The 22,960-nt window shown below is 71.3% G+C and carries 21 protein-coding genes; 10 read left to right on the plus strand and 11 right to left on the minus strand.

Going from position 1 to position 22,960, the window contains the following annotated elements; translation table 11 throughout:
- The first annotated feature begins 113 nt into the window (after positions 1 to 113).
- A complete protein-coding gene (locus ACI2K4_RS19785) occupies positions 114 to 1,412 on the plus strand; it encodes a YncE family protein (protein ID WP_404513157.1) in 1,299 nt (432 codons plus the stop codon).
- A 34-nt stretch (positions 1,413 to 1,446) separates the two neighbouring features.
- On the opposite strand, the gene ACI2K4_RS19790 is transcribed toward ACI2K4_RS19785, so the two are convergent.
- The gene (locus tag ACI2K4_RS19790; protein ID WP_404513158.1) at positions 1,447 to 2,346 is read right to left on the minus strand and encodes a sulfurtransferase; all 900 of its coding nucleotides are present in this window, start codon (positions 2,344 to 2,346) and stop codon (positions 1,447 to 1,449) included.
- 322 nt (positions 2,347 to 2,668) lie between these two features.
- On the opposite strand from ACI2K4_RS19790, the gene ACI2K4_RS19795 reads away from it, so the two are divergent.
- Positions 2,669 to 3,877, plus strand: coding sequence for an MFS transporter (locus ACI2K4_RS19795; RefSeq protein WP_404513159.1), 1,209 nt, complete (start codon positions 2,669 to 2,671; stop codon positions 3,875 to 3,877).
- An 83-nt stretch (positions 3,878 to 3,960) separates the two neighbouring features.
- On the opposite strand, the gene ACI2K4_RS19800 is transcribed toward ACI2K4_RS19795, so the two are convergent.
- From ACI2K4_RS19800 to ACI2K4_RS19810, 3 genes are all read right to left on the minus strand, one after another.
- Positions 3,961 to 4,740 carry an SGNH/GDSL hydrolase family protein gene (locus ACI2K4_RS19800; protein ID WP_404513160.1) on the minus strand — a complete coding sequence of 260 codons (780 nt, stop codon included), beginning with the start codon at positions 4,738 to 4,740 and terminating at the stop codon, positions 3,961 to 3,963.
- Positions 4,741 to 4,914: 174 nt separating this feature from the next.
- Positions 4,915 to 6,093: a hypothetical protein gene (locus tag ACI2K4_RS19805; RefSeq protein WP_404513161.1), complete on the minus strand. Its 1,179-nt coding sequence runs from the start codon at positions 6,091 to 6,093 to the stop codon at positions 4,915 to 4,917.
- Positions 6,090 to 6,617 (minus strand): SigE family RNA polymerase sigma factor, encoded by a 528-nt coding sequence (locus ACI2K4_RS19810; RefSeq protein ID WP_404513162.1) that lies wholly within the window; start codon positions 6,615 to 6,617, stop codon positions 6,090 to 6,092. Before ACI2K4_RS19810 ends, ACI2K4_RS19805 begins: the two co-directional genes overlap by 4 nt.
- Before the next feature lie 130 nt (positions 6,618 to 6,747).
- Here ACI2K4_RS19810 and ACI2K4_RS19815 point away from each other — a divergent pair, with 130 nt between their 5' ends.
- Positions 6,748 to 8,496, plus strand: a complete 1,749-nt coding sequence (locus ACI2K4_RS19815) for a proline--tRNA ligase (RefSeq protein WP_404513163.1) — start codon at positions 6,748 to 6,750, stop codon at positions 8,494 to 8,496.
- Between the two features lie 110 nt (positions 8,497 to 8,606).
- Here the strand turns inward: ACI2K4_RS19815 and ACI2K4_RS19820 are convergent, their stop codons facing one another.
- Positions 8,607 to 9,218, minus strand: coding sequence for a dTDP-4-dehydrorhamnose 3,5-epimerase family protein (locus ACI2K4_RS19820; protein WP_404513164.1), 612 nt, complete (start codon positions 9,216 to 9,218; stop codon positions 8,607 to 8,609).
- Between the two features lie 165 nt (positions 9,219 to 9,383).
- Between ACI2K4_RS19820 and ACI2K4_RS19825 the strand changes: the two genes are divergently transcribed.
- From ACI2K4_RS19825 to ACI2K4_RS19835, 3 genes are all read left to right on the plus strand, one after another.
- Positions 9,384 to 9,776: a CBS domain-containing protein gene (locus ACI2K4_RS19825; protein WP_404513165.1), complete on the plus strand. Its 393-nt coding sequence runs from the start codon at positions 9,384 to 9,386 to the stop codon at positions 9,774 to 9,776.
- Positions 9,777 to 9,845: 69 nt separating this feature from the next.
- A complete protein-coding gene (locus tag ACI2K4_RS19830) occupies positions 9,846 to 10,268 on the plus strand; it encodes a SufE family protein (protein WP_404513166.1) in 423 nt (140 codons plus the stop codon).
- A gap of 112 nt (positions 10,269 to 10,380) precedes the next feature.
- Positions 10,381 to 11,013 carry a DsbA family protein gene (locus tag ACI2K4_RS19835; protein WP_404513167.1) on the plus strand — a complete coding sequence of 211 codons (633 nt, stop codon included), beginning with the start codon at positions 10,381 to 10,383 and terminating at the stop codon, positions 11,011 to 11,013.
- Between the two features lie 119 nt (positions 11,014 to 11,132).
- Here the strand turns inward: ACI2K4_RS19835 and ACI2K4_RS19840 are convergent, their stop codons facing one another.
- Both ACI2K4_RS19840 and ACI2K4_RS19845 read right to left on the minus strand, forming a co-directional pair.
- Positions 11,133 to 11,684, minus strand: a complete 552-nt coding sequence (locus tag ACI2K4_RS19840; protein WP_404513406.1) for a YbaK/EbsC family protein — start codon at positions 11,682 to 11,684, stop codon at positions 11,133 to 11,135.
- Between the two features lie 221 nt (positions 11,685 to 11,905).
- A complete protein-coding gene (locus tag ACI2K4_RS19845; protein ID WP_404513168.1) occupies positions 11,906 to 12,103 on the minus strand; it encodes a hypothetical protein in 198 nt (65 codons plus the stop codon).
- Positions 12,104 to 12,233: 130 nt separating this feature from the next.
- Here ACI2K4_RS19845 and ACI2K4_RS19850 point away from each other — a divergent pair, with 130 nt between their 5' ends.
- Both ACI2K4_RS19850 and ACI2K4_RS19855 read left to right on the plus strand, forming a co-directional pair.
- Entirely contained in the window at positions 12,234 to 13,040 is an 807-nt protein-coding gene (locus tag ACI2K4_RS19850; RefSeq protein WP_404513169.1) for an alpha/beta fold hydrolase, read from the plus strand.
- Positions 13,033 to 13,599: a TetR/AcrR family transcriptional regulator gene (locus tag ACI2K4_RS19855; protein ID WP_404513170.1), complete on the plus strand. Its 567-nt coding sequence runs from the start codon at positions 13,033 to 13,035 to the stop codon at positions 13,597 to 13,599. Before ACI2K4_RS19850 ends, ACI2K4_RS19855 begins: the two co-directional genes overlap by 8 nt.
- Before the next feature lie 70 nt (positions 13,600 to 13,669).
- On the opposite strand, the gene ACI2K4_RS19860 is transcribed toward ACI2K4_RS19855, so the two are convergent.
- Both ACI2K4_RS19860 and ACI2K4_RS19865 read right to left on the minus strand, forming a co-directional pair.
- Complete coding sequence (locus ACI2K4_RS19860) at positions 13,670 to 15,106, minus strand: MFS transporter (protein ID WP_404513171.1); 1,437 nt, start codon at positions 15,104 to 15,106, stop codon at positions 13,670 to 13,672.
- 147 nt (positions 15,107 to 15,253) lie between these two features.
- The gene (locus ACI2K4_RS19865) at positions 15,254 to 15,508 is read right to left on the minus strand and encodes a hypothetical protein (protein ID WP_404513172.1); all 255 of its coding nucleotides are present in this window, start codon (positions 15,506 to 15,508) and stop codon (positions 15,254 to 15,256) included.
- 263 nt (positions 15,509 to 15,771) lie between these two features.
- Here ACI2K4_RS19865 and ACI2K4_RS19870 point away from each other — a divergent pair, with 263 nt between their 5' ends.
- A complete protein-coding gene (locus ACI2K4_RS19870; protein WP_404513173.1) occupies positions 15,772 to 20,286 on the plus strand; it encodes an HAD-IC family P-type ATPase in 4,515 nt (1,504 codons plus the stop codon).
- Positions 20,287 to 20,387: 101 nt separating this feature from the next.
- Here the strand turns inward: ACI2K4_RS19870 and ACI2K4_RS19875 are convergent, their stop codons facing one another.
- Positions 20,388 to 21,017: an MBL fold metallo-hydrolase gene (locus tag ACI2K4_RS19875; RefSeq protein WP_404513174.1), complete on the minus strand. Its 630-nt coding sequence runs from the start codon at positions 21,015 to 21,017 to the stop codon at positions 20,388 to 20,390.
- On the minus strand, positions 21,017 to 22,105 hold the full coding sequence (locus ACI2K4_RS19880) for an S-(hydroxymethyl)mycothiol dehydrogenase (RefSeq protein ID WP_404513175.1): 1,089 nt from the start codon (positions 22,103 to 22,105) through the stop codon (positions 21,017 to 21,019). The genes ACI2K4_RS19875 and ACI2K4_RS19880 overlap by 1 nt, the downstream gene beginning before the upstream one ends.
- Positions 22,106 to 22,278: 173 nt before the next feature.
- Between ACI2K4_RS19880 and ACI2K4_RS19885 the strand changes: the two genes are divergently transcribed.
- Entirely contained in the window at positions 22,279 to 22,869 is a 591-nt protein-coding gene (locus tag ACI2K4_RS19885; protein ID WP_404513176.1) for a DUF4291 domain-containing protein, read from the plus strand.
- Positions 22,870 to 22,960: the final 91 nt, after the last annotated feature.

Genomic DNA, 22,960 nt, shown 5'->3' on the forward strand with positions numbered 1-22,960 from the left:
GCTGGTCGTCGACCGGCGGGAGCGAGCGCGTCCCTTGGGAGAACAGCGCGTCCACCGGAAAACCCGGCTCGCCCGGTCCGGAACCGGGGAGCCCGGTCACGCCTCTACCGGGCATGACAACAAGGCGTACGGTGCTGCGGCTGGCCGGCGGGATCGCGGCCGGCGCGGCGGGTGGTGGAATGGTCGTGGCCAGCGGCGGTTGCCGCCGGGGCACCGACGGGTCGACCCGGGACGTGGTGCCGGCGAACGAGGCCCTGGTCGTCGAACTGGCGGCCGGTGAACTCGCGGTGCTCGACGCCGTCACCGGCCAGACGGTGGTGAACCGTTCGGCCGCGGTGGTCAGTGGTGACGGCAGCAGACTGGTCCGGAGCGAGTTGACCGGCGGCGGCACCCGGATCACCAACCACCGGATCTCCGACGGGTCGGCGCTCAGCAGCGGCCTGCTCACCGACCAGCTCACCGCGAGGGCCACCAGCCCGGACGGCGAGCTGGTGGCCCTCGCGACCCTGGGCGAACCGGGTACGAGCCCGTACCGGCCGGGTGGGCGGGAGCGGACCACCATCGTGGTCGCCGGCAGCGCCGGGCAGCAGCACCGGGTGGAGTTGCCGGGCAACCTGGAGCCGGAGGCGTTCGACGTCACGGGTCAGGCGCTCTTTGTCCTCGACTACCTGCCACCGACCGCCCCGGACCGCTACCGGGTTCGCGTCGTCGACCTCGTCGCCGGCGAGCTGCAACCGTTGGTGACCAGGGTGAAGTCGGCGGTGCCACCGGGCGCCGAGGAGGAGATGCGGGGCGAGGGCCGGCAGGCGGTGTACGACAGCGTCACCCGTCAGCTCTTCACCCTCTACACCCACCAGCCCGATCACGAGCACACCCGGGACCTGATCGCCGGGGCGCGGGAGGACGCGCCACACGTACACGCGTTTGTGCACACGCTGAACCTGACCGAGAGGTGGGCCTTCTGCGTCGACCTGCCGGCGCCCTTCGGTGAAGGACCGGCCGCCGCGCACGCGATCGCGCTCGACCCGAACGGCGGTGCGGTGTACGTGGTGGACGCGACCAGCGGCACCATCGCCACCATCGACCCGAGCGGGCTGACCGTGAAGGGGACGGTCCGGTTCACCCCGCCGGCCGGGCCGGTCACCTCCGCCGCCGCCACGACCGGTTCGACCGGGGTGCTGCTGGTCGGCGCCGGCCGGGACCTGGTCACCGTACCGCTGACCGGTGCCGAGCCGACCCGCCGGACCATGCCGACCGCCGTACGCGGCATCGCCGCCAGCCCCGACCGTCGACGCTGTTTCGTGGGTCAGGACGACGGCGTGCTCCGCGTCGACCTGGGCACCGGCGTCACGACGGGACCTGTTGCCGTACCGGGGTTGCAGACGTTGCGGCAGGTCGTCGCGCGGTCCTGAGCGCCGCGCGACGACCTGCCGGTGGTCGATCCGGTCAGGCCAGCCCGCCGGGCTGGTCGCCCTGGACGACGGGTGCCCGGACCAGGTTGCCCCACTCGGTCCACGACCCGTCGTAGTTGCGCACCTGCGGGTAGCCGAGCAGGTGCCGCAGGACGAACCAGGTGTGGCTGGAGCGCTCGCCGATCCGGCAGTAGGCGATGATGTCGTCAGCGGTGGAGAGCCCCAACTCGTCGGCGTAGATCGCCCGGAGCTGGTCGGGACGCTTGAACGTGCCGTCCTCGTTCGCCGCCGACTTCCACGGCTTGTTCACCGCACCGGGGATGTGCCCACCGCGCATCGCCCCCTCCTGCGGGTAGTCCGGCATGTGCAGCAGCGCACCGCTGTACTCGCCCGGCGAGCGTACGTCGACCAGCGGTCGGCCGCTGGCGATGTGCGCCGCCACCTGGTCCCGGTACGCGCGGATCTGGCTGTCGTCACGCTGCGGCACCGGGTAGTCGGCACGCGGACGCTCGACCTTCTCCCGGGTCAGCTCGCGTCCCTCCTCCACCCATTTCTGCCGACCGCCGTCGAGCAGCCGTACGTCGTTGTGGCCGAAGAGCGAGAAGACCCAGAGGGCGTACGCCGCCCACCAGTTGAAGTTGTCACCGTAGAAGACGATCGTGTCGTCCCGGCCGATACCCTTGGCCGCGCAGAGCTCGGCGAACGCCTCGGCGCTCAGGTAGTCCCGGGTGACCTGGTCGTTGAGTTCCAGGTGCCAGTCGACTTTGATCGCACCCGGGATGTGGCCGGTCTCGTAGAGCAGCACATCCTCGTCGGATTCGATCACCACCAGACCGTCCGCGCCCAGGTTCTCGGCCAGCCACTCGGCGGTGACCAGGCGCTGCGGTTCGGCGTATGCCTGCAGGGCAGGCGTGGGATCACTTGGTACGGGCATGTGGCCCAACGTACGCCAGCCGTACGCCGATCAGGCGGAGATCGGGATGCCTGCTGAGTCACTCTCCGGTCCGACCGGTCAGACCGCTGGGGGCAGCCGGTGAGGGCAGCCGGCGACGGCCGGGGCCGTTATCCTGCGTCCGGTAGTCGATCCACGGTTAGGAGTTGGCATGCGCCTCGACAAGGTCACGGTCACCGCCTCGCCGCGAGAGCACACCGCGCGTTAGTCGGTACACCGTGTGGCGTACGCCCACGGTGCGGTGCTCCTCGCCGCGAAGCGGTCGCTTCAGCGATGACCGTTTCCCCTGGTTCGAGGAGTCTTCTTGCGTGCCCCTGTATCCGCGCGTCTCGGCGCGGACTTCGCCAAGCTCTGGACCGCCTCGGCGGTCTCCAACATCGGTGACGGAGTCACCATGGCGGCCGGCCCACTGCTGGTCGCCGCCATCACCATCGACCCGGCGCTCGTCGGCGGCGCCGTCTTCGTACAGCAGCTTCCCTGGCTGCTCTTCTCCCTGATCAGTGGCGCCTACGTCGACCGGCTCGACCGGCGGCGGCTGGTTGTCGTGGTCAACGCGCTGCGCGCGGTGGCGCTCGCCGGGCTGACCCTCGCCGTCGCCACCGACACCGTCACGGTGGCACTGGTCTACGCCGTGTTCTTCCTGCTCGGCACCGGTGAGACCCTCGCCGACACCGCGTCCGGTGCCTTCCTGCCCGCCATCGTGGCACCGGAACGGCTGGCCACCGCCAACGCCCGGTTGATGGCAACCTTCACGGTCGCCAACCAGTTTGTCGCCAAGCCGCTGGGCGCGTGGCTGTTCGTGATCGCCGCCGCCGCACCTTTCGGCGTCAACGCGTTGACCTTCGCGGTTGCCGCCGCGCTGGTCGCCACGATCAGGCCGATCCCCGCACCTCCCGCGACCCCAGCCACGAGCCTGCGCGTGGAGATCACCGAAGGCGTACGTTGGCTCTGGCGGCACCGGCTGCTGCGTACCCTCGCCGTGAGCATGGGCCTGGGCAACGTGGTGTTCTGCGCCGCCTTTGCCGTCTTCGTGCTCTACGTCCGGGAGCGACTGGGTCTGTCGGACGTCGGCTACGGCTTCCTGCTGACCACCTTCGCCGTGGGTGGGCTGCTCGGCACCCTGCTCGCTCCCCGCCTACAGGCGACCTTCGGCGCCGGCACCCTGCTCCGTGCCGGACTGGTCGTCGAGGTTGTCACCCACGTGACCCTGGCGATCACCACGACGCCACTGGTCGCCGCCGGCATCCTGGTGATCTTCGGGATGCACACCATGGTCTGGGGCGTCATCGTGGTGACCCTGCGACAACGGGTCGTACCCGGGCATTTGATGGGCCGGGTGGGCAGCGTGTATTCGCTGCTCGACCTGGGCGGGGCGGCCCTCGGCTCACTGCTGGGGGGCCCGTTCGCCCGCATCTGGGGCCTCACCACCCCGTTCTGGGTCGCCGCCGCCGCGATGACCCTGATCACCATCGCCGCCTGGCACCCCCTCCGCAACTCCCCACCCCCCTCCTAACCCTCCCCCCTCCCTCCCCGCCCCCCGCTTCGCTGATCTAGGGCAAATCCACACTGGATGATCCACCTCCAGGTGGATTTGCCCTAGATCGACGGGGTGTCGGGGAAGGGGGAGAGGGCTGGGCGTTTGGGGGTGATGGTGTCGCCGGTGGAGCGGCCGGTTAGGCGGCGTTTGATCCAGGGGGCCAGGTGCTGTCCGGCCCAGCGCAGGTCGGCGCCGCGTGCGGCGAGCCACGGCGTCGGTGCCGGTGCCGGCGGTACGACCAGCCACTGCTCGTCCGGGGCCAGGCCGAGCGCGGAAAGCACGTGCCCGGCCACCCGTCGGTGACCGGCGGCCGACAGGTGCAGCCGGTCCTCGCTCCACAGTTCAGGGTGCGCGAACACGTCGTCGGCGAAGAGGTCGACCAGCTTCGCGCCGTACCGGTCGGCGACCTCACCGACCGCGTGGTTGAGCAGCTCGACCCGGGGTGCCACCATCCGCTGCCCCGGCAGCCGGGACATCAGGTCGGCGAACCGGAACACCAGCACGTCCGCCCCGGCCTCCCGGAAGTCCCGGATCACCCGGTCGAAACGGCTGGTCAGCGCCTCCGCGTCGAAGTTGCGCCGGAGTACGTCGTTCCCCCCGGCGGCGAAACTGACCAGGTCGGGTCGCATGGCGAGCGCGGCGGGCACCTGCTCGGCGACCACGGCGGGGAAGAGGCGACCCCGGATCGCCAGGTTCGCGTACCCGAAGTCGGGACCGGCCTCGACGGCCAGCCGGGCGGCGACCAGATCCGCCCACCCCCGGTACGTGCCGTCCGGGTACGCGTCGTCCATGCCCTCGGTGAAGCTGTCCCCCACCGCCACGAAGCTGCGCCAGCGCATCCGCGCCCTCCTGAATCCGTGGCCCTTGAACGGTTCCGACCGGAGTCTTACACCTCGGCGGGCCAGGTTACCGCCCGGTAGGCCAAAAGTGGCGGCGCCGACAGACGTGTCGGCGCCGCCACTTCCCTTCGAACGGCCAGCCCGGCCTACCGGGGTCAGCCCGGCCTACCGGGGTCAGTCAAGGACCGTCATGGTGAAGGCGACCTTGTTGTTGCCGGTCTTGCGATCCGCCGATGTTTCCACCTCGACAGACCCGGTCGCCTTGGTCGCCTCCGCCGCATAGCCGAGGGTGAAGCTGACCGTCACACTCTGGCTCGGCGCGAGCGTGGCCAGCTCGCAGGCGATGACCTGCGGCGGCCCTTCGACGACCGCGTGACACGCGTCACTCTTTATCCCCGACTGTCCGGTCAGGGTGGCTCCCATGGGCAGGGTGAGGGTCAACCCCAGCGCCTGCGTGGCCTTCGGACCGGCGTTGCGTACGGTCACCTTGAGTTCGCCCTCGTACGTGCCCCTCGCCGGCTTCAGCTCCACCGGATTCGCCTGCACGCTGACGTCGGCGCTCAGGTCCGGGAACCGGGTCGGGCCGTTCACCTGCTTGAACTGCCCGTCGGTCCAGCGGTAGGTCCGCCACTGCGGGGCGGCCGTCGACCCTGCCTGGTTGTCCGCCCACCGCACCCGGATCGTTCCCGAGTCTCCGGCGCCGACCGCCTGGATCAACTCCGGAGGCATGAAGACGTCGGGCAAGGGCCGGACCGATGCCACCCGTCCGAGGCTCCGTACGCCGCCGTCCGGAGCCCGCTCGAACACGAGCACCTGCTGTGCGTGAACCGCGTGCGGGCTGCAAACGATCAGCGCGGCTGCCTCGTTGACACCGTCGCCGTTGACGTCGACCAGAGCCGGTTCGCCGACGACCGAGAACGTCATCGACGAGTCGGGCAGCGGGCGGTAGACGTGCAGGCCGTTCCTGAAGGAGAAGGTTCCGTTCGGGCACTCCTCCGTACCCCAGTCCGACAGGGACAGTTTGCCGTTCTTGATCTCGGCGACGGTCAGCGGCTTGAGCGTGGTCCCGGTCGGGGTCGGCGAGGCATCCGCAGACGTGGGTGTCGGGGTGGGGGTGACAACCGCAGGCGTCGGCGTCTCGGTGCCCGGTGCCGGGCCGGGGTTGTCCTTCGGTAGGAAGGCGAACGCGGTGCCGGTGGCGGCACCGATCATCACCAGGGCGGCGGCCGAGGAGGCCAGGGTCCGCTGGACACCGATACGGCGCGAGGTGCGCAGGGCCCGGTCCCGCAGGTCCACCGGCGCGGCCTCCTCCGCCAGGTCGGCCAGGTCGTTGCGAAGACGGTCGAGGTTCATCGGGCAGTCCCTTCCAGCACGTACATTTCGGCGAGTTCCGGGGCTACGGCGCGGAGCCGGGCCAGCGCCCGCGAGGTCTGGCTTTTGACCGTGCCGGCGGAGACGCCGAGCAACTCGGCGGCCTCGGCCTCGCTGCGGTCCTCGAAGAACCGCAGCACCAGTACCGCCCGCTGCTTGGCGGAGAGCTTCAGCAGTGCCGACCGCAGCGAGAGCCGCAGCGCGGTCTGGTGGGCGTGGTCCGACGAGGAGTCGCGACGCGGCTCCGGCAGCTCGCCGGGCATCGACTCGGCCACCCGGCGTCGGCGCCACCAGGAGACCTGCAGGTGGTACATGGTCTTGCGGGTGTACGCCTCGGCGTTACCGGTCTCGTGCAGCCCCCGCCACGCACGGTGGGTGCGGGCCAGTGCCGACTGGACCAGGTCCTCGGCCAGATGCTGATCACCGGTCAGCAGGTACGCCGAGCGCAACAGCGCCGGGGTACGCGTACGGACGAAGGTGTCGAACTCGCTAAGTGAGGGGTCCACCCGAACCGATCCTTGGGGTAGTGGAACGTGGGCAAGTCATGCCACCCAAGACGCGACCTTGTGCGGGGAGGTTGCTGGTGTCGCGGCGAAATGCTTGGACGTCGGGTTTGTGACATGCCAGGCTGCCTGGATGCTGCTTCGGATGTCCAAGCTGTTCCTTCGTACGCTGCGCGAGGACCCGGCGGACGCGGAGGTGCCGAGCCACCGGCTGCTGGTCCGGGCCGGTTACATCCGGCGGGCGGCACCGGGCGGCTACACCTGGCTGCCGCTGGGCAAGCTGGTACTGGACCGGGTGGCGCAGGTGGTCCGGGACGAGATGGCCGCGATCGGTGGCCAGGAGGTGCACTTCCCCGCCCTGCTGCCCCGGGAGCCGTACGAGTCGAGCGGCCGGTGGACCGAGTACGGCGACGACATCTTCACCCTGACCGACCGGCGCGGCGCGGAGCACCTGCTCGCACCGACGCACGAGGAGATGGTCACGCTACTGGTGAAGGATCTGTTCAGCTCGTACCGGGACTTCCCGGTGATCCTCTACCAGGTGCAGACGAAGTTCCGCGACGAGGCGCGCCCCCGGGCCGGGCTGCTGCGCGGGCGGGAGTTCCTGATGAAGGACGCCTACTCGTTCGATCTGGACCAGGCCGGGTTGCAGGCGGCGTACGACCAGCACCGGATGGCGTACCAGCGGATCTTCGACCGGCTCGGGCTGGACTACACGATCGTGGCCGCCTCGTCGGGTGCCATGGGTGGCTCGGCCTCGGAGGAGTTCCTGGCCGCGACCCCGGTCGGCGAGGACACCTTTGTCGGCTGCACCGCCTGCCACTACGCCGCGAACACCGAGGCGGTGACAACTCCCGCGCCGCCCGCTGGCGACGTCGACGCGTTCCCGCCGGCGCAGGCGTACGACACTCCGGACACCCCGACCATCGAGGCGCTGGTCCAGATGGCGAACGCTCGCCGGTTGGGTGGCCGGGACGACTGGACCGCCGCCGACACGCTGAAGAACGTGGTGCTCTCGGTACGCCGGGTCGGGGTCGCCGAACCGGAGTTGCTGGTGATCGGGGTGCCGGGGGACCGGGAGGTGGACCTCAAGCGGGTCGAGGTCGCTCTCCACCCGAACACCGCCACCCTCTTCGACGGTTTTGCCGACCGGCCCGACCTGGTCCGGGGCTACCTCGGGCCGCAGGTGCTGGCGAAGCTCGGCATCCGTTACCTGGTCGACCCCCGGGTGGTCACCGGCACCTCCTGGTTGACCGGCGCGAACGAGCCGGGCCGGCACGCGGTCAACGTGGTCAGCGGCCGGGACTTCACCCCCGACGGCACCATCGAGGCCGCCGAGGTACGGGCCGGCGACCCCTGTCCGGCCTGCCGCTCCGGCGAGCTGACCATCCGCCGGGGGATCGAGATCGGGCACATCTTCCAGCTTGGCCGCCGTTTCACCGACGCGTTCGCGGTGGACGTGCTGGGTCCGGCTGGCAAGCCGGTCCGCCCGACCATGGGCTGCTACGGCATCGGGGTGTCCCGGGCGGTGGCGGCCATCGCCGAGCAACATCACGACGACCGTGGGTTGAGCTGGCCGGACTCGATCGCACCGGCTGACGTACACGTGGTCGCGGCCGGCAAGGACGGCCAGGTCGAGGCGGCGCTCGCGCTCGGCGGGGAGCTGGCCCGGGCGGGCCTGCGGGTGTTGGTCGACGACCGGCCGTCGGTCTCGGCCGGGGTGAAGTTCGCCGACGCGGACCTGCTCGGGATCCCACGAAGTGTCGTGGTCGGCCGCCGGCTGGCCGACGGGTACGCGGAGTTGCGGGTCCGCGCCACCGGCGACCGGACCGAGCTACCCGTCGCCGAGGTGGTCGCCCGCCTCACCGGGACAACCGCCTGACCACGCCCGACCCTTCGGATGCACCGTTCGGCCCTCGAACTGTTCGAGGGCCGAACCACAGGTGACCGGCTGGCCCTGGTGGGCGGCGCGCTGACGTCGGTGGGCGGCGGCTAGCCTCGGTGGGCGGCGCGCAGCGACTCGTAGTAGTGCAGGCAGTCGTCGTACGACGGGAGCAGTCCGGCCTCACGAAGCTCGGTCAGCCCGGGACCCTTGGCGTCCCGCTCGGAGAGCGTCGGGGTGATGTCCGTCGGGATCGGCAGCGCCAGCTCCGGGTCGAGCACGTTGACGATCCGCTCCCGCTTCGGGGCGTAACCGGTCGAGCAGAGGTAACTCAAGACGGTGTTGTCCTCCAGCGCGACAAAGCCGTGCCCCAGTCCCTCGGAGAGGTAGAGGGCGCGGTAGTCGACCGTGTCCAGACGAACCACCTCGTGCTGGCCGAACGTCGGCGAGCCGACCCGTAGGTCGACCACAATGTCCAACAGGGCGCCCTGCGGGCAGTAGACGTACTTTCCCTGACCCGGGGGGACGTCGGCCCAGTGGATGCCCCGGACCACGCCGCGCGCGGAGACGCTGTGGTTGGTCTGGGCGACCGACAACTCGAAACCGAGCGCGTCGGCAAACGCGGTGGCGTCGTACCAGACGAGAAAATTGCCACGGGCGTCCGGGAATTGCTGGGGGACGAACTCCCACGCGCCGGAAATCGACAACTCGGTGGCCTTCACCTGTTCACCTTTCACACGATGGGCGACAGCACACGATAACGGGCCGGTGGGAACAGCCGGGCAAGGCATCTCCGTACCAGGTGAGACGGTCGTCCCAACGGGGTGTGACCATTCGGGTACGGGGTACCGCGAAGATATCGACGGACACGATTGACGGAGGCTTTCATGAACACTTACCGGGTCGCCGACCTGATGACCCGACGAATCGTCTACCTGTCGGCACAGACCACCCTCGACGAGGCGGCGCGGGCGATGGCGGACGCGGACATCGGGGACATCGTGGTGACCGACGGACAGAGCCTGTTCGGCATGGTGACCGACCGGGACATCGTGGTCCGGGCGGTGGCCGAGCGGAAGGACCCGGCGAAGACCACGCTCGGCGAGATCGCCACCCGGGAGATCGTGATGATCGAGCAGAGTTCGACCGGCGCCGAGGCGGCCCGGCTGATGCGGGAGCGGGCCGTACGCCGGGTGCTGGTCTGTGACGTGGATCGCCAACTGGTCGGCATCATCTCCCTCGGCGACCTGGCCCAGCGACTCGCCCCCACCACCGACTGAAGGAAGGGCCCCTTGTTATCGCTTCTGGTATAGGAAGGGCCCCCTCTTAACGTGAGTAGCCTGGAACCCATGTCACCGAAGAAGCTCGACGAGATCATCGAGGAGTTCGCCTCCGCACCTCGTGATCTGGTGCTGGAGATGCTGCTCGAATACTCCGACGCGGTCCCCCCGCTGCCGGCCGAGTTGGCCGGGCACGCCGGGATGGAGCAGGTTCCGGAGTGCCAGACCTCCTTCTTCCTCCGTGCCGAGGTCACCCCGGAGCGCACGGTGAACACCTGGTTCGACTGCCCGCCGGAGGCACCCACCACCCGTGCGTTCGCCGGCATCCTGGCCGAGGGGCTGGCCGGTGCGAGCGCCGAAGAGGTGCTCGACGTACCCGATGATCTCTACCAGCGGATGGGGCTGGCCCAGGCGATCAGCCCGCTGCGGGTACGCGGCGGCACCGCGATCCTGGCCCGACTGAAGCGACAGGTACGCGAACAGCTCGGCTGAGGCGCCGGCTACGTAACCGCGTCCGACCGAGGCGGCGGGTACGTAACCGCGTCCGGCTGAAGCGGGCGGCTGGCCGGGAACAGATCGGCTGAGCCGGCGTGTTGATCGGTGCGTGGAAATCGACCTCTACGCGGACGTCGTCTGCCCCTGGTGCTACATCGGTAAGCGTCGCCTGGAAAAGGCGCTCGAGTCGTACGACGGCGAGGTGACCGTACGGCTGCGCCCGTTCCAACTCGATCCGTCACCGGTGCCGGAGCCGGTCCGGTCGATGGACGCACTGGCCGCCAGATTCGGTGGGCCGCAGCGCGCCCAGCAGATGGTCGCCCACGTCAGCGGCATCGTTGCCGAGACCGGCCTGGACTACGACTACGACCGGTCGATCGCGGCGAACACCTTCGAAGCACACCGGCTGGTCTGGTTCGCCGGGCAACGTGGGCTGGCGAGCGAGACGATGGACGCGCTCCAGCGGGCCCACTTCGTGGACGGGGTGGACATCGGGTCGCGGTCCGAGCTGGCCTCGATCGCCGCGCAGGTCGGCCTGGACGAGATTGAGGTACGCGACTGGCTCGACTCGGACGCCGGCACCCCGGAGGTCCGGGCCGAACTGGCACAGGCCCGCACACTGGGCATCAGCAGCGTGCCGACCTATGTGCTGGCGGGCAAGTACGCCGTTGTCGGCGCCCAGGAGACGGCAACCCTGGTGCAGGCGCTGAACGAGGTTGCACGTCTCGAAGCGGCATCCTGACCAGGACTTTTACATGTTTCACGTGCAACAGTATTGATTTTCATCGAAGTGTGGCGGCAACCCGCGGAGGGCGGGGCCGGCAACGCGGCGACAACTCGCGCCGATCGCGCCAGCCCGCGTCAGGCGACCGGGCGGGCCAGATCGGTGACCACCCGGGCATTGGGCAGTTCCGCGAGCGCGCGGCCGGGCAGCGCGATCTTGCTGTGCCGTACGCCGGATCCGACGATCACGTACTTGGCCTCGACCACCCGTTCGTCGACCAGGATCGGCCACTGCTCCGGCAGCCCCAGCGGGGTGATCCCGCCGTACTCCATGCCGCTCAGTTCGACCGCTTCTTCCATCGGGGCGAAGCTCGCCTTACGTACGTCGAGCTGTCGACGCACCACGCCGTTCACGTCCGCCCTGGTCGTGGCGAGGATGACGCAAGCCGCGTAGCGGGTCACGCCTTCGCGCTTGCCGGCCACCACCACGCAGTTGGCGGACAGGTCCAAGCCGACCTCGTACGCCGCACAGAAGGCGGCGGTGTCGGCGAGCGTGGCGTCGATCGGCGCCACCAGGATGTCGTCCACCGGCACCGAAGCCTGGGTCGGCCAGCCCAGCACGGCCGCCGCGACCGGCGGGGCGAGCAGATCGAGGCGGGTCCGGGCCGATTCGGTGCGCAGGGTCCCCATCACGGTTCCGATCCTCGCACCGCCAGCCCCGTACCACCGCCGCGGGGCACCGGGACGCGACCGGGGACGAGTCCAGGCTGGTCAGGGTCACGGCAAACCGGGGTCAGTTCCAGGCGGTCGCGGTGACGGCAACCGGGTGGATCCAGGCTGGTCACGGTCACGGCCGCCAAGGCGAGCGGGGCGAGATTCCAGGAGGTCGCCGCCTCGCCGGGAACGGGCGGTCAGCTACCGGCGAGGAAGGCGTTCTCCCGGGCGAAGGTGCGCTCCTCCAGCCGCGCCCGCTCGGCGGCGTGGTCGGGGTTCTCCGGTCGGGACCGTTCGACGTCCTGGAGCCCGTGCCGTACGGCGAGACGCATCACGCCGTAGATGCAGGGGAACCCGCAGACGTAGAGCAGGACAGCAGCAGCGATCTCGAGCATGTCTCGACGGTAGGCCGGACCCAGGTCCGAAAAGGTTTCATTTCCGGTCGGGTCCCCCGTACGTGTCGGTCGGGCGACCCGGCCCGGGGCGCGGTTGACGAGGTTGGCTAATCACATTAACCTTACGGCTATGACGATTAACTTCCTTGCTCGCGGAGAGGGCCGGATCGGCTACACCGTGCAGGGCGAAGGCCCCCTGGTCATCTGCCTACCCGGGATGGGCGAGTTGCGCTCGGTCTACCGGTTCACCGTGCCGGCCCTGGTCGACGCGGGCTACCGGGTCGCCGTACCGGATCTGCGCGGCCACGGCGACAGCGACGACGGATTCCACGAGCACGACGACGCGGCCCTGGCCAGCGATGCCCTCGCACTGATCGACCAACTGGGCGACCGGGCGATCCTGGTCGGCAACTCGATGGGAAGCAGCGCCGCGATCCTCGCCGCCGCCGACCAGCCGACCAAGGTCACCGGGCTGGTGCTGATCGCCCCGTTCGTCCGTAATCCGAAGATCAGCCCGGCACTGTCGCTGCTCATGCGGCTGCTGCTGGTCCGGCCCTGGGGTCCGGCCGCATGGCGCGCCTACCACCGCACCCTGTTCCCCGGGCGGCGGCCGACGGATCTGGCCGAGCACCAGGCCCGGATCGCCGAGTCGATGCGCCGGGGCGACCACTGGCGGTCCTTCGTCCGCACCACCCGGACCAACCACGACCCGGTCGAGAGACGGCTGGACCAGGTGCGTGCCAGCACGCTCGTGGTGATGGGCGAGAAGGACCCGGACTATCCCGATGCCGCCGCCGAGGCCCGCTACGTCGCCGATCGGCTGCACGGCGAGCTGCTGCTGGTGCCGGACTCCGGGCACTACCCGATGACCGAGTACCCGGAGCTGGTCAATCCGGCACTGGTCGACTTCGTCAACCGGGTGGCCGCCGGTGCCTAGGGCCGGACTCACCCCCGCGATAGTGGTCGCCGAGGCGGCCAGGGTCGCCGACGAGGTGGGCCTGGACCGGCTCACCCTCGCCGCCGTCGCCCAACAGCTCGGCGTCACCCTGCCCAGTCTCTACAAACACGTCCGAGGGCTGGACGGGCTGGCCCAGCAACTCGCCGTCCGTGGTCTGGACGAGATGACCGGATGGGCCACCGAGGCGACCGTGGGCCTCTCCGGCGCTGCGGCGGTGCGGTCGCTCGCCGCCGCGTACCGGAACTACGCCCGCGACCACCCGGGCAGTTACGCGGCGACGCTACGGGCCCCGGACCCCGGGGACCCGGCCCACGTCGCCGCCGCCGACCGGACCGTACGCGTGATCTACGCCGTACTCGCCGGGTACGGGTTGACCGGTGACCGGGCGGTGGACGCGACCCGGACGCTGCGCAGCGCGCTGCACGGTTTTGTGACCTTGGAGGCGGCCCACGGCTTCGGGCTGCCACAGGACCTGGACCGGTCGTTCGACCTGCTCGTCGACGCCCTCGACCGGGCGCTGCGCACCTGGCCGGAGTAGCGACGGGTGGCCCCGGCGCCACGCCTTCGGCCGGAGTAGCGGCGGGCGATCCGGGGGTCGGTCGGGGCGCTCATCGGTCCGGGATGACCCGGCCGGCGATCAGCCCACCGGTCACCGCCAGGCCGGTGGCGACCGCGAACCCGGCCAGGTAGGTCCCCGGCCCCGGTTGCGCCGCCGCCGCGAGCAGCGCACCGGTAAACGCCAGTACGGTCGCGCCGGAGAGCGAGTCGCTCAGTTGCAGGGCGGAGCTGTTGCGACCCTGCTCCTGAGGCGCGGAGAGTTCCAGCGTCAGGACCGATATCGACGGGTAGGCCAGACCGATGCCGAGGCCGGCGACCGCCCAGGCGGCGATGCCCAGCACCACCGGCACCGACTGGGTCAGCATCAGCGGCGCGGCGGCGGCGATCCCGGCGGCCATCAGCAGCAGCCCGACCCGGGGCAGGGTGGCCCGGGACGCCGGCTGTCGGACCCGCCCCTGTAGCCACGAACCGAGCGACCAGGAGACCGCGCCGGCCGCCAGCGCCGCTCCGGCCAGCGCCGGTGCGAGCTGCCGCTCCCGGGAGAGCAGCAACGGGATGAAGACCTCCGCGCCGACAAAGGCCGCGGCCGCGAGGCCGCGCAGCGCGATCACCGTCGGCAGGCCACGGGCCGCCCGCAGCACGCCGGCCGGCAACAACCGGGGTACGCACACACCCAGGCCGCCGAGGGCCACCACCACCAGGGCGATCGCGAGCGGTCCGGACTGCTGCCCCCCGACGTGCAACAGTCCGGCGCTCACGGCCGCCCCGAGGGCCCAGCCGATCCGGCGCGACGCGGCCGGCGTGATCCGGCGTACCGGCTCGGTGGCGGTCGGGCCGGTGGCGGTCGGGCCGGTGGATGGCGGTTCGGCGCCGCCGGGCGACCCACCGTCCACCTGCCGCAGGGCGGGGCGGATCAGCACCACCGCCGGCAGTGCCAGCAGCGGTACGGCGAGGAAGACCCAGCGCCAGCCCACGTACTGCACGATCAGGCCGGCGATCGCCGGTCCGACCAGCGAGGGCACCACCCAGGCCGCCGCGAACGCGGCGAAGACCTTCCGGTGCAGTTCCTCCGGGTAGACCCGGGCGACCACCACGTAGAGCGCGACGATCAGCAGTCCCGAGCCGAGTCCCTGCACCACCCGCCCGACCACGAGCTGCACCATGTGTTGGGCGGTGCCGGCGATCACCAGACCGACGACGAACCAGGTGACCCCGTGCCGTACCGGTGCGGCCGGTCCCCGGGCGTCACTCCACATCCCGGCGACGACCATGGTCACCACCCCGGCGGCGGCCGGGCCGCCGAAGGCGAGCGCGTAGAGCCGGATCCCGTCCAGCGCGTGCGCGATCGTCGGCATGGCGGTGGCTACCGCGAGCGCCTCGAAGGCCAGCAGCGAGATCAGCGCGACCATGCCCGTGCTCAGCGCGCGGAACCGTCGACCGAACAGTCCCTGCACCGGCCCGGTCGGCGCCAACAGTTCTGCGGTCACCAGGACGACTCGTTCATTCGCGGGTGCCCCCTCCGGTCCGGCCGCCGGTGATGCCGGTGGTGCAGACCAGCATCAGACATGAACCAGGGTTGAGGTCAACCGCACCACGACCACCGGCCCGACCCCGGCCGGACGGCGAGACGCCGGCTAGGCCTGTTGCAGTGCCTCGCCCAAGCCCTTGGCCAGCCCGGAGAAGTGCTGGTCGGCGATGAGGTGTCCGGCTGTGATGACCACCGCCAACGGCCACTCGATGATCTGGAGGGCGGCGAGCAGACCGAGCCCCGCGTAGTAGGCGATCTTGTCCGGCGGCGGTACGGCGATCATCCCGACGCCGGGTACGCGCACCCTTCCGGCGTACGACTCGACCACCCTGCGCGGATCGTTCAGGACGCTGACGTTCATGGACGCCTCCCCGGTCTCGGAAACCTGTCGGCTACTACCCGCGCGCTCGGTTTCCACGGATGCCGGCGTCCATGCCTGCGGCGCCATCACGATCCCCGCCCGACCCGGTCGGACGCCCCGAATCGGTCCAGCGGGTGTGCATAACGCGCCCCCGGGTGGGAAGGCATGGCGCCGACCGGGCATTCGGGGGGCGATATGACGTACGCGAGCAGCAGGAGCCGAGAGCAGTCACACCGGTACGCGGCCACCACTCACGCGGCTCGATGACGCCCTTCGGGCTGAATCTCACCGGAGCCCTGCCGACGCCCACCCTCAGCAATCTGCTCGACGGTGTGACCCGGGGCGCACAGGAGTTGGCCGGTCGGGCCGGGAGCCTGGCCGATCAGGGCGCTCGCGTCGCCGGGCTGACCCGTCGCGGTGTCCGGTCCCGCCCCGGTCGCCACCACATCGAGGTACGCGGGGTGGCCGTACCTGGCAGTGAACGGCTGGCCCGCCGGGTGGAGGGGGCCCTCGAACGGTTGCCGGGCGTGCTCTGGGCCCGGGTGAACGCACCGACCGGCCGGGTGGTCGTGGCGGTCGGTGAACCCGCGCCCCGACTGCGGGACCTGATCGCGACGATCGTGGCGGTCGAACGTACCGACGACTGCGAGCACCACCCCGACGACCCGCAACCGCACCCGCCGGAGGAGGGACCACGGACCCGGCGGGCGGTCTCCACCCTGGCCGCCGACGCGCTCGGACTGGGGCTCACCGTGGCCACCCGGATCCTGCCGTTCGCCCCGCTGCCCGGCGAGGTCGCCGGGCTGCTGAAGGCGATCGACATGCAGCCGAGGCTGCACGCCCTGGTCGGGCAGGGCCTGCGTGGCGACCACCGGGCGGATTCGCTGCTGCCGCTGGCCGAGGCGCTGGCGCTCGGCCTGACCGGCGGTTGGGCCGGCATCCTGCTCGACGGGGCGCAGCGGGTGCTCCAGTGGCAGGAGGCCCGCGCCCAGTTGACCGCCTGGCAGGCGGCCGAACCCCGGCTCGCCGGCACGCCCGAACTGGCGGCGGCGGAACCGTTGGCGGACGGGCGACCACGCCCGAAACCCGACGGCCCGTTGGAGCGGTACGTCCGCCGGACGCTCACCGGCGGGGCACTGGCCGGGGCGGTCGCGCTGCCGTTCGCCGGGCCGAAACGGGCGGCCGCGCTCGCCATGTCCAGCCTCTCCAAGGCGCCCTTCGACGGTCGGGAGGGGTACGCGGCACAGTTCGGCCGGGCACTCGCGGCCCGGGGCGTGATCGCCATGGACCGGTCGGTGCTGCGGGAGCTGGACCGGGTCGACACCCTCGTGTTGGACGAGGCGGTGCTGCATTCCGACCGGGGCACCCTGACCGACCTGGTCCCGCTCGCCGGGGACGCGGAGGAGGTGGCCGGTCGGGCGTTCGTGCTCTTCGACCCGTCCGCGCCGGACGACCCACACGAAGCGGACGGCTGGCGGCTCGCCCCGTTCACCACGCTCGGTGTGTCCCCGCCGACCGACCACCCGGAGGCGGGTCGGCTCTTCGGCTCGGGTGGCAGTGTGCTCGGCCTGACCCACCACGACGAACTCGCCGCCGTGGTGAAGTACGAGCCCGAGGCGGCGCCGGGCGTCGACGCGCTGCCGGCGGCCACCCGTCGGGCCGGCGTACGGCTGGTGGTCGCGAGCACCGACACGGACCGGTACGGCTTCGCCGACGCCCTGGTCGACGGCGGCACCGAGCTGACCGCGTCGATCCGGTCGTTGCAGGCCGAGGGCGCGATGGTGATGCTGGTCTCGGGCGACCGGCGGGCGCTCGGCGCGGCCGACTGCGGGCTGGGGGTCTGGCGCGACGGCGAGGCACCGGCCTGGGGTGCGCACCTGCTCATCGGTGCGGATCTGGAGGTGCCCGCCCTGGTGGTCGAGGCGGTCGGCCTGGCCCGGAAGCTGACCCGGCAGAACATCGCCCTGGCCGCGGGTGGCACCAGCCTCGGCGCGCTCACCGCCTTCACCGCGCCGGTCACCAGGCTGCCCCGCCGCACGATGAACGGGGTGAACGTGGCCGGCGCGATGGCGCTGGCGAACGGGGTCTGGCGGGCGAAACAGCTCCCCGCCCACACCACGGGCGGCCCGGTCGGCGCGGCCACGCCCTGGCACCTGATGCCGGTCCCGACCGTTCTGGACCGGTTGGGCACCGGCACGGACGGGCTGAGCAACGACGAGGCCCAGCGGCGCGGACGGGACCACCGGGCGGACGACCACCCCGGGGTCAACCTCGGCCGGGCCTTCGTCGACGAGCTGTCGAACCCGCTCACCCCGGTCCTGGCCGCCGGGGCGAGCCTCTCCGCCGCCGTCGGTTCCGTGGTCGACGCCGCGCTGGTCGGTGGTGTGGTCGGGCTCTCCGCACTGATCGGCGCCGTCCACCAGCTCAACACCGAGAAGTCACTGGCCGAACTGCTGTCCCGGTCGGCGGTCACCGCGCGGATCCGTCGCGGCGGCACGGAACACGTGGTCGCCGCCGGCGACCTGGTCCGGGGGGACATCGTGCTGGTCGGGCCGGGCGACGCCATCCCGGCGGACTGCCGGGTGCTGGAAGCGAACGGTCTGGAGGCGGACGAGTCGTCGCTGACCGGCGAGTCGTTGCCGGTCGCCAAGGACAGCCCCCCGGTGGTGGCCGCCGCGGTCGCCGACCGCCGGTCGATGCTCTACGAGGGAACCACCGTCGCCGCCGGCCGGGGCGTTGCCGTGGTGGTCGCCACCGGCTCCGACACCGAGGTCGGACGGGGTATGGCGATGGCCCGTCAGGCACCGCCGAGCAGCGGCGTCGAGGCCCGGTTGACCAAGCTCACCAAGGCCACCATCCCGGTCGCGACCGGTGCCGCGATGGCGGTCGCCGGTGCGGGACTCTTCCGGGGCGTACCGCTGGCCGAGACGGCCGCGACCGCCGCGAACCTGGCCGTCGCGTCGGTGCCGGAGGGGCTGCCGTTCCTGGTCAGTGCCGCCCAACTGGCCGCCGCCCGGCGGCTGGCCGAACACGGCGCGCTGGTCCGAAACCCGCGCACGATCGAGGCGCTGGGCCGGGTCGACGTGCTCTGTTTCGACAAGACCGGCACGTTGACCGAGGGACACCTGCGGCTCGCCGGGGTCGGTGACAGCGAGCGGTACGCCGAAGTCGACGCGCTCGACCGTACGACCCGTCGGGTGCTCGCCGCCGCCCTGCGTGCGACCCCCGAGGCGGAGCACCCCGACCAGCTCAGTGGACAGACCGACCGGTCGGTGCTGATCGGGGCGCAGAGCGCCAAGGTGGAACCGACCACCGGCTGCCGGAGTTGGCAGTACGTCACCGCGTTGCCGTTCGAGCCGTCCCGTGGTTACCACGCCACCCTCGGCCGCCGGCACGAGACGTACGTGCTGAGCGTGAAGGGGGCGCCGGAGACGGTCCTGCCCCGGTGCGGGCGGCGACGTACCCGGGACGGCGAGGTGCCGCTCGACGACGCGGGCCGGGAGTCGTTGCAGCGGATGATGGGTGAGCACGCGGGCGCCGGGCAGCGGGTGTTGGCGGTCGCCGAGCGGGTGGTCGGCGGGGAGACGCTGAACGACACCGACGTCACCGACCTGACCTACGTCGGTTACCTGACCCTGGCCGACGGGGTACGCGCCAGCGCCGCGCCGGCCGTCGCCCGGATCCGGCAGGCCGGCGTGCACACCATCATGATCACCGGTGACCACCCCGGCACGGCCGCCGCGATCGCCTCGATCATCAGCACCGACGACGCCGAGCAGCGGGTCGCCACCGGACTCGAACTGGACCAGCTCGACGACAACGCGCTCGCCGAACGACTCGCCCGTACGGACGTGGTCGCCCGCTGCACCCCGGCGCACAAGGTGCGCATCATCAAGGCGCTCCAGCAGGCGGGCCGGGTGGTGGCGATGACCGGTGACGGCGCCAACGACGCGCCCGCGATCCGGCTCGCCGACGTCGGCATCGCCCTCGGCCAGCGCGGTACGCCCGCCGCGCGGGCCGCCGCCGACCTGGTGGTGACCGACGACCGGCTGGAGACGATCATCGCGACCCTGGTCGAGGGCCGGGCCATGTGGTCCTCGGTACGGCACGCGCTCAGCATCCTGGTCGGCGGCAACCTCGGCGAGATCGCGTTCAGCGTGCTGACCGCGGCGGCCACCGGCCGGTCCGCGCTCAACGGACGCCAACTGCTGCTGGTCAACCTCCTCACCGACCTGGCCCCGGCGATGGCGATCGCGGTACGCGCACCCGACCCGGACGCGACCGACGGGCTGCTGCTGGAGGGGCCGGACAGTTCGTTGGGTGGCAGCCTGAACCGGGAGATCGCCCTGCGGGCCGGGACCACCACGCTCGGCGCCACCGCCGGCTGGACCCTGGCCCGACTCACCGGCCGACAGCGCCGGGCCGGAACCATCGCGCTCGCCTCGCTGGTCGGCACCCAGCTCGGTCAGACGGTGGTGGACGGTGGCGCGAGCCCGTCCGTACTCGTCTCGACCGCGGGCTCGCTGGCCGTGCTGGCGGGCGTGATCCAGACCCCCGGGGTGAGCCAGTTCTTCGGCTGCACCCCGCTCGGCCCGCTCGGTTGGGGTATCGCCGCCGGCAGCGCGCTCGGCGCCACCTTCGCCAGCACCACGCTCGGCCGGTTGCTCACCCGTACCGGTGACGACCACGAGACACCGACAAACCCGGCAGCGGGCCCCTCGGAGCCCGACTCCTCCACGCCCGCCGCGTCGGCGCCGGACGCCACCTCGGAGGCGTGAACTCGCCAGGCGTGAACTCGGAGGTGGTGTCCGACCCGGGGGGGCCGACGGTGGCTACGGTCGGGCCGATGACCTGGCCGAATCGCGATCTCGTTCGGGTTTCAGTGGCCGCGAGCCAGCCACTCGTCGAGCTGTGGCGCCTCGGCGCCGATCGTCGTGGTCCCGCCATGTCCGGTGTGGACGGTGGTGGCCGGTGGCAGGGTAAGCAGTCGCTCCCGGATCGAGCCGACGATGGAGCCGAAGTCGCTGTACGAGCGGCCGGTGGCGCCCGGCCCGCCGGCAAAGAGCGTGTCACCGGTGAAGACCGCACCGAGTCGCGGCACGTGGAAGCAACACGCGCCCGGACTGTGGCCCGGGGTGTGCAGGACGGTCAGCGTGATCCCGGCGATCTCGATGGCCTGCCCGTCGGCCAGTTCACCGTCCGGCACGACATCGGGGTGGACCATGTCCCAGAGCACCCGGTCGTCCGGGTGCAGCAGCACCGGCGCGCCGGTCGCGTCGCCCAGCTCCGGCGCCACCCGTACGTGGTCGTCGTGGGCGTGACTGGCGAGGATCGCCCGTACCCGCCGGTCGCCGACCGTGTGCAGGATCGTCCCCACGTCGTGTGGCGCGTCGATGACCACGCACTCGTCGTCGTCGCCGACCACCCAGACGTTGTTCTCCACCTCGAAGGTCTGGCCGTCGAGGGAGAAGGTGCCCTTGGTGATCGCGTGGTCGATCCGGGCCGGCATCAGAAGATCACCACCGAACGGAGTACGTCGCCCCGGTGCATCCGGGCGAACGCCTCCTCGACCTGGTCCAACGCGATCTCCTCGGTGACGAACCCGTCCAGGTCCAGCCGGCCCTGCAGATAGAGCTCGGTCAGCAGGGGGAAGTCCCGGCTGGGCAGGCAGTCGCCGTACCAGCTCGACTTCAGTGATCCGCCGCGACCGAAGACGTCCAGCAGCGGCAGGTCGGGAACCTTCATCTCGGGCGTGGGCACCCCGACCAGGACCAGGGTGCCGGCCAGGTCCCGGGCGTAGAACGCCTGCTGCCAGGTTTCCGGGCGACCCACCGCCTCGACCACCACGTCAGCGCCGAAACCACCGGTGAGTGCTCGGATCGCCTCGACCGGGTCGGTCTCCCGGGCGTTCACCGTGTGGGTGGCACCGAAGCCCCTGGCCCACTCCAGCTTGCGCGGGTCGGTGTCCACCGCGATGATCGTCGTCGCCCCGGCCAGCACCGCACCGGCCACCGCGCCGTCGCCCACCCCGCCGCAACCGATCACCGCGACCGAGTCGCCCCGGGTCACTCCACCGGTGTTCATCGCGGCGCCGAGTCCGGCCATCACCCCGCAACCGAGCAGGCCGACCGCCGCCGGTCGGGCAGCCGGGTTGACCTTGGTGCACTGTCCGGCGTGGACCAGGGTCTTCTCGACGAAGGCACCGATGCCCAGGGCCGGTGAGAGTTCGGTGCCGTCGGTGAGGGTCATCTTCTGGGTGGCGTTGTAGGTGCTGAAGCAGTACCACGGGCGGCCACGGTTACAGGCCCGGCAGTCGCCGCAGACGGCCCGCCAGTTCAGTACGACGAAGTCGCCCGGCTCGACGTCGGTGACGCCCGCACCGACCTGCTCCACGATCCCCGCCGCCTCGTGCCCGAGCAGGAAGGGATAGTCGTCGTTGATGCCACCCTCGCGGTAGTGCAGGTCGGTGTGGCAGACCCCGCAGCTCTGCACCCGCACCACGGCCTCACCCGGTCCAGGATCCGGTACGACGATCGTGGCGACCTCCACCGGTGCGCCCTTGGCCCTCGAGATGACTCCGCGTACTTCCTGACCCACTGATCCGCCCTCGCCTTCGCCGCGATCGACCAATCTTGATCTCGGAGGTATCTCATCACGCGGGCCGGTCGAGGGCCACCCGTCAGCCACGGTCGATGCGGTAAAGCGCTCGCCCGAGCGGGACCGGGCTGGCATGCTCCGGATCACTGTCCGGTCGAGCGGTACGGGGTTCGATGCCACGCCTACGCGAGATCCGCGCCGATTTTGATGCCGACACGATCGTCGTCTACCAGGCGTACGCCCGTTCGGTGGCGGCGCCGGCACTGGCCGCCCAACGCTTCGTGCCGCCGTTCTCGTTCCAGCGGATGAGCTGGATCAAGCCGTCCCTGCTCTGGTTGATGCACCGGAGCAACTGGGGGCGTAAGCCGAACCAGGAGCAGATCCTGGCCGTACGGATCAGCCGGCGGGGATGGGAGGACGCACTCTCCCGCGCCGTACTGACCACGGGGCCGAGCGGCTCGGGCGGCGACCGGTGGGAGGCGGACCTGGACACGGCGCAGGTGCACGTGCAGTGGGATCCGGAACGGTCACTGCGTGGGGCCGCACTGAACCACTACAGCATCCAGGTCGGCGTTGGTCGTTCACTCGTTCGGACGTACGCCGAGGACTGGATCGTGTCGATCACCGACCGGACGCCCGAGGTACGGCGGATGGCGCAGTTGCTGACCCGGGGCGAGAGCGCGAAGGTGAGCCGGCTGCTGCCACCGGAGCGGGTCTATCCGCTCGGTGCGGACCTGGCCGCCCGCATCGGCGCCGATCGTTGAGCTGCTAATCCGGTACCCGGACGGACGGCCGAGATCCTTGAGCGCCAGTGCCGGACGTTCGACCAGGTGCCACGAGACGACCGCGAGGAGC

Source organism: Micromonospora sp. NPDC050397 (genome assembly GCF_044901685.1).
Classification (GTDB): domain Bacteria; phylum Actinomycetota; class Actinomycetes; order Mycobacteriales; family Micromonosporaceae; genus Micromonospora_G.